The 5,572-nt window shown below is 48.2% G+C and carries 1 protein-coding gene and 1 pseudogene; one reads left to right on the top strand and one right to left on the bottom strand.

From position 1 onward, the window contains the following. A partial coding sequence (locus tag Q0668_RS25570) for a DEAD/DEAH box helicase (protein ID WP_298869399.1) occupies positions 1-3,750 on the bottom strand: 3,750 nt, incomplete at its 3' end. Positions 3,751-4,242: 492 nt separating this feature from the next. Here Q0668_RS25570 and Q0668_RS25565 point away from each other — a divergent pair. Next, positions 4,243-5,572: pseudogene (locus Q0668_RS25565) on the top strand (hypothetical protein); the annotation flags it as partial.

Below are 5,572 nucleotides of genomic sequence, written 5' to 3'. Positions count from 1 at the left end.
GTCGGTAGCAAAGAGGGCTCCCTGTTGCGATAAGAGTTCCTGTATTTCAACAGCCGGGCTGCTAAGATAATTTTGTTCTTCGGCGTTCTTTTTGGCTGTAGAGCTGTCATGAAAATAGGTGAGCCAGGAAATATCTTCGCGTAAGAAGAAGGAGACTGGTGCATTACGTGTAATGCCCGTCATCGGTTTTCCCTGGTCGGCGGTTCGTTTGGGAGGGTAAAGTCGCCCCCAGCCAATTTCACCGGTGAAACAGAGTTCGTCGAGATCTTTGTTTTGATAGTTTGTCAGTCGTGCAGGCAGTATATCTCGTTCCCAGCAAATAGCCGGTATATCAATTCCCTGCAGCATCGAGAGCACTTCGAATAGACCATTCGTACCGGAACGTTTTTCGTTGCCGGTCATTCCATGTTGCTGTAGCAGGAATTGAATGAATAAATTTGTGTCTACCGGTTGAACCTGTGCGCGGAGTCCCTGCAATGTCAGGCGATGAATGCGCGCCAGTAGACGACGATGGCACCATTCTTTAGGGGGTGCTGATGTTGTGGCTGTTTCTTTTTCAGCTGTAGAATCACTGGCTTGTAAATCAGTGTCCTGGCTCACATTCCAGTTGGGGTCTTTAACGCGGAAATAGCCTTGCATGGCGATGCCTTCGCCTTCGAGTGCCATCAAAGCCGCTTCGGTCTGCGATGGGGTTAATCCGGCCTGATTGGCAATTTCATCAACAGTCAAAGGACCACTGGTATCGAGTAGTCCTCGAATGATGGCTATGCGAGCTTCTGTTGACTCCCATTCCTGACGAACGCCGGCAGGGACATTGACGGGTGGGTGATGACTGCTATCCGGGAAGGCGGCTATCGCAGCGGGTAGTCGTTCGGTCGCAACCCAGCTCTGGTCACAGAGCGTTTCAGAATTTTTCGATGCTCTTTGTAAGGTTGTTGCGCGGCCCGTTGCTTCGAGTTCCTGATACCAGTCGTCCCAGGCCGGTTGTTCATTCATCGGAAGGTGAATACGACCCAGTAGTAGATCATGGAATTCATCGGCATTCCGCACGAGTGGTTGTGCTTCCTGACATACCTGCGCGATGGCTTCGGGTGAGAGTCGTCCTAAATCTTCCACACTTTCCACGGAGAGAGTACGTCTCGTAGAAACGGCCCGGGCGCGGCGTTCCTGTGCTTCGCCCCCATCCAGAAAAGTATATGGGCTAGAATTTAAGAGCTCATAGCAGAAAGGAGAAGGCTCTCTGGTATCACGGGGAATCAGCTTGATTTCACCTGCTTCGATTTGTAGTAGAACATTTTTGAAGCCTTCAATGTCAAGTTGTTCATTCAAACAATCATGTAAAGTCTGGTCTACCAGAATATGATCGGGGCGTACAATTTCGCCGATTTCATTTTCGGGGCAGCCTGTCAGGCGCGGGAAGACGGCTGTGAGCAAATCTTCTGCGCGAAATCGTTGAAGAGGTGGGGGAACTTTTTTTCCATTTTGCATTCGGGAAACCAGCAGCGCGCGTGTGACATTCCAGCGCCATCGCACGTGAAACATGGGATGGTCCAGAATCGCCTGCTCTGAAAGTTGTTGTACGTTCCCCGTATTTAGCATGGAAAACAGGCTCTCTAATGGAAAACTGTGCTGAGGTCCCAGTGAGAGAATGATGCCGTTATCGTCGGCGGTGGCCTGCAATTCAAAATTATAGGAACGGCAGAATCGCTTGCGCATTGTGTATCCCCAGGCGCGGTTGATATCGCCACCAAAGGGGGCATGAATCACCAGTTGCATGCCTCCTGATTCATCGAAAAAGCGTTCGAAGATAATCCGTTTTTGTGTTGGCAATAATCCTAATGCTGCTTTTTCGGCTTGGACATATTCAACGATCTGTTTGCTGCCCCATTCCTCTGTGTTGGTTTCACGCGATAACCATTTGATGGCTTGCTCGGGATCTTCGATTTGTTGTTCCAGTTCCTCGCGCAAATGTGAGATTTCAGTAGAAAGTTCCAATGAGCGTCCCGGTGCTTCACCGAACCAGAAGGGAATCGATGGGGGCGCGCCGTTTGCATCGACAACGGTGACATTGCCGCCACGCACATAGCGAATTTGCCAGGATGTATTTCCTAACAGGAAAATATCGCCCGCCATGCTTTCGACGGCAAAGTCCTCATCCACCGAGCCGACAACGGTCTGATCATCCTCTGTTACCACCCGATACGAGGCCACTTCCGGAATGGCACCTCCATTCATAGTCGAAACCAGACGCGCATTTTTTCGGCTGCGAACTCGATTTTGCACCTGATCGTGGTGCAGATAAACGCGACTTCGACCGGTGGTACTGCTGATGCCTTCACTCAGAAACTGGATCGTGCTTACAAAATCGGTTTGTTTCAGATTCCGATAAGAATAGGCGCGGGTGATCATTTCAAATAATTCATCGGTATTCCATTCCTGGCAGGCGACTTCAGCGGTAATTTGCTGCGCCAGAATATCAATGGGAGCTTCCGGCATACGAACCGTATCCAGAATTCCCTGTTTGATCGAACGGACCAAGGCCATGCTTTCCAGTAACTCATCGCGCGAGAGGGCAAAGATTCGCCCTTTGGGAACCAGGCCCAATGAATGACCGGACCTTCCAATCCGCTGTAGAAACGTGGCGATTCCGCGAGGAGAGCCGATCTGAATGACCAAGTCGATATAGCCGACGTCAATTCCTAATTCCAGCGAAGCGGTTGCGATGACCGCTTTGAGTTCTCCATTTTTTAATTTCTGCTCAGTACGGTGTCGTATTTTTGCAGAAAGAGAACCATGGTGGCTGCCAACAACCTCTTCGCCTAGCCGTTCGGTTAGCTGATGCGTAATACGCTCGGCCAAACGTCGGGTATTGACAAAAATGAGTGTGCTGTGATGCGATTGAATCAGCTCGACAATTTGTTCCAGTGACTCAGCCCATTGTTCGTGAGTACAAATCGCACTCAACTCCGAAGGGGGAACCTGAATTGCTATATCGAGGGTACGCGAGTGCCCGATATCGACAATGCGACAGGTTTGTTCGGGAAATTCACTGGGAGTTGCCTCTGGTGCCTCGGATGTGATTTCAATTTCAGGACGGTTGCCGATCAGAAATTGTGCAACGCGATTCAGCGGCTTTTGTGTGGCAGACAAACCGATTCGCTGCAAGGGATGTTCCACTAACACTTCCAGACGCTCCAACGTCAGTGACCAGTGAGATCCGCGCTTGTCCCGCAGGAGGGCGTGAATTTCATCAACAATTACTGTCTCAACGGTTTTGAGCGTTTCCCGGCTTTTGGAACCGGTTAGCATCAGGTAGAGTGATTCGGGGGTCGTAACGAGAATATGTGGGGGACGTTTAACAAGCGCGGCCCGTTTTGAAGAGGGAGTGTCGCCGGTTCTGAGACCGACGCGAATGGGAGTAAAGGTATAACCTTCCTCTTCGAGCAGCTGTGATATTTCTTCTAAAGGCTCGGTCAGATTGCGATGCATGTCATTTGATAAGGCACGCAATGGCGAGACATAGATCACGGAATACTCATTCTCCAGATCACCTTCAAGAGAACGTTTTACAAGCCGATCAATGACAGAGAGAAATGCGGTTAATGTTTTTCCACTACCGGTGGGAGCCGAGATCAGGGTGTGCTCACCGCGGTTGATACAGGGCCAGCCTTTGAGCTGAGGATCGGTCGGCGCCTGAAAACGTTTTCGAAACCATTTTTCAATGATCGGGTGATAGCCGTAAAATGACATAACTGCCCTTCGGGTTTTTTGTTTGAATTGCCTCATTATTGTAAGGGGTTGAATCATAAATTTTAACCGGTTTTCTGATATTTTATTCTGGTCTTCAACAACAGACGAACTTTAGATGGGATCAGGGGGTGGGCTTTTCTCACTTGAAGGTAGATTTTCAGGAGTTCAATGTTAAATTCGAGCTTCCTGAACCGTTGATTTGCTGGTGTCGTCAGCAATAGATTTGTGAAGAATTATCAAAGAAAGCAGACGGATCAAATTATTACCTTATTTCATTGCTGCAAATCGTCTATAATTTTATAAAATGGATTGATCTGAGTGGTGTAAAATAGCGTTGGTTAGGATACACCGGTTGGTAGAACGCTGTTTATCTATTAATGTAGTAAGAGGTCATTTCAGATAGAGAACCTTTCTGATCTTCTGTGACCGGGATCATTTGTCTGAAGTTTCAAACTTAAAAATTCCAGTTTTGACAACGGTGAAAGTCACAAAATGAAAAAGTTCAACCAGATGTTACTGGCAATGATACTGGGACTTTTAGTGCTCAACGGAAATTCTCATCTACAGGCAGATCCAGCCAAGTCAAAGCCAGTTAAGAATGAACAGAAACAGTCAAAAGAGGCAAAGCAAACGCAAAAAGCGGAGCAGGATCAGCCTCCCTCTAAACCTGCTTTGTACATGACAATTGATAGCCCTGTCGGCGAAGTAACTTATGGCCGGATCACGAATGCTGCGCTTTCTTTGCAGAATGAAGCGGCGCAGAGCAATCAGACGGGTTACCTGATTTTGAAGATTTCCCCGGGCTCCAGTCCGTTTCATCAGGTTCAGGGGCTGGCGAAGTTTCTGGCATCATCGAAGTTATCAAATTTAAAAACAATTGCCTGGATTCCCGAAACGGTGATTGGGAATAACGTTGTGCTGGCGCTAGCCTGTGATGAAATTGTGATGCATCCTGACGCCGAGCTGGGCGACATCGGCTACGGAAAATCCCTTGATCGAGATGAGCGTGAATTTGTACTCTCTATTGTTGAAAAGCGGCATAACACCAAGCTCAGCCGCGCACTGGCTCTGGGGATGATGGATCCCCAACAGGCGGTGTTGAGAATTAAAATTCAACAGGGAGAAGGGGACAACAAGCAGCTTGAATCCAGGATCGTTACGCCCGAAGAGCTAAAACGATTACAGGCAAATAAGGCTGTGATAGTAGACGTCGAAACCATTAAGGAATCAGGCTCATTGGGAGTGTTTTCCGGTAGTAAAGCACGTGCCCTGGATGTTCTTGTTCAGCAACTGGCTCAGACTCGGGGGGATCTTGCAGAATTATATGGGATTCCCAGAGAAAAGTTACGTGATGATCCGACGGTGGGTGAAGCACCTCGAGTGATGTTGATCAAGGTGGATGGGATGATTGAGCCAATTTTAGAACGGTTTATCGAACGTCAGATTAATCGAGCGATCAATTCGGGGGCAAATCTGCTTGTATTTGAAATCGATTCTGGTGGGGGTTATTTAATGTCAGGAACCAATCTTGCCAATTCGATTGCTGACCTCGACTCCCGAAATGTGAAAACAGTCGCCTATATTCCCAAGCATGCGATGAGCAGCGCTGCAATTATTGCCTTAGGTTGTGATGAAATATTTTTGAAACCAGATGCGCAAATAGGTGATGCCGGAGTGATAAGAGAAACGAAAGAAGGTGGGCAGTTTGAGCGTGTTCCAGAAAAGATTTGGAGTCCACTTCGCGTGACTCTAAAAGATTTAGCAGAAAAAAAGGGGAGGCCAGTTGCTATCTGTGAAGCCATGTCTGACATGGATTTAGAGG

The organism is uncultured Gimesia sp., assembly GCF_937910335.1.
GTDB lineage: Bacteria > Planctomycetota > Planctomycetia > Planctomycetales > Planctomycetaceae > Gimesia.
The sequence above is the reverse complement of the archived record's forward strand: the minus strand, read 5'-3'. Positions and strand labels throughout refer to the sequence as shown.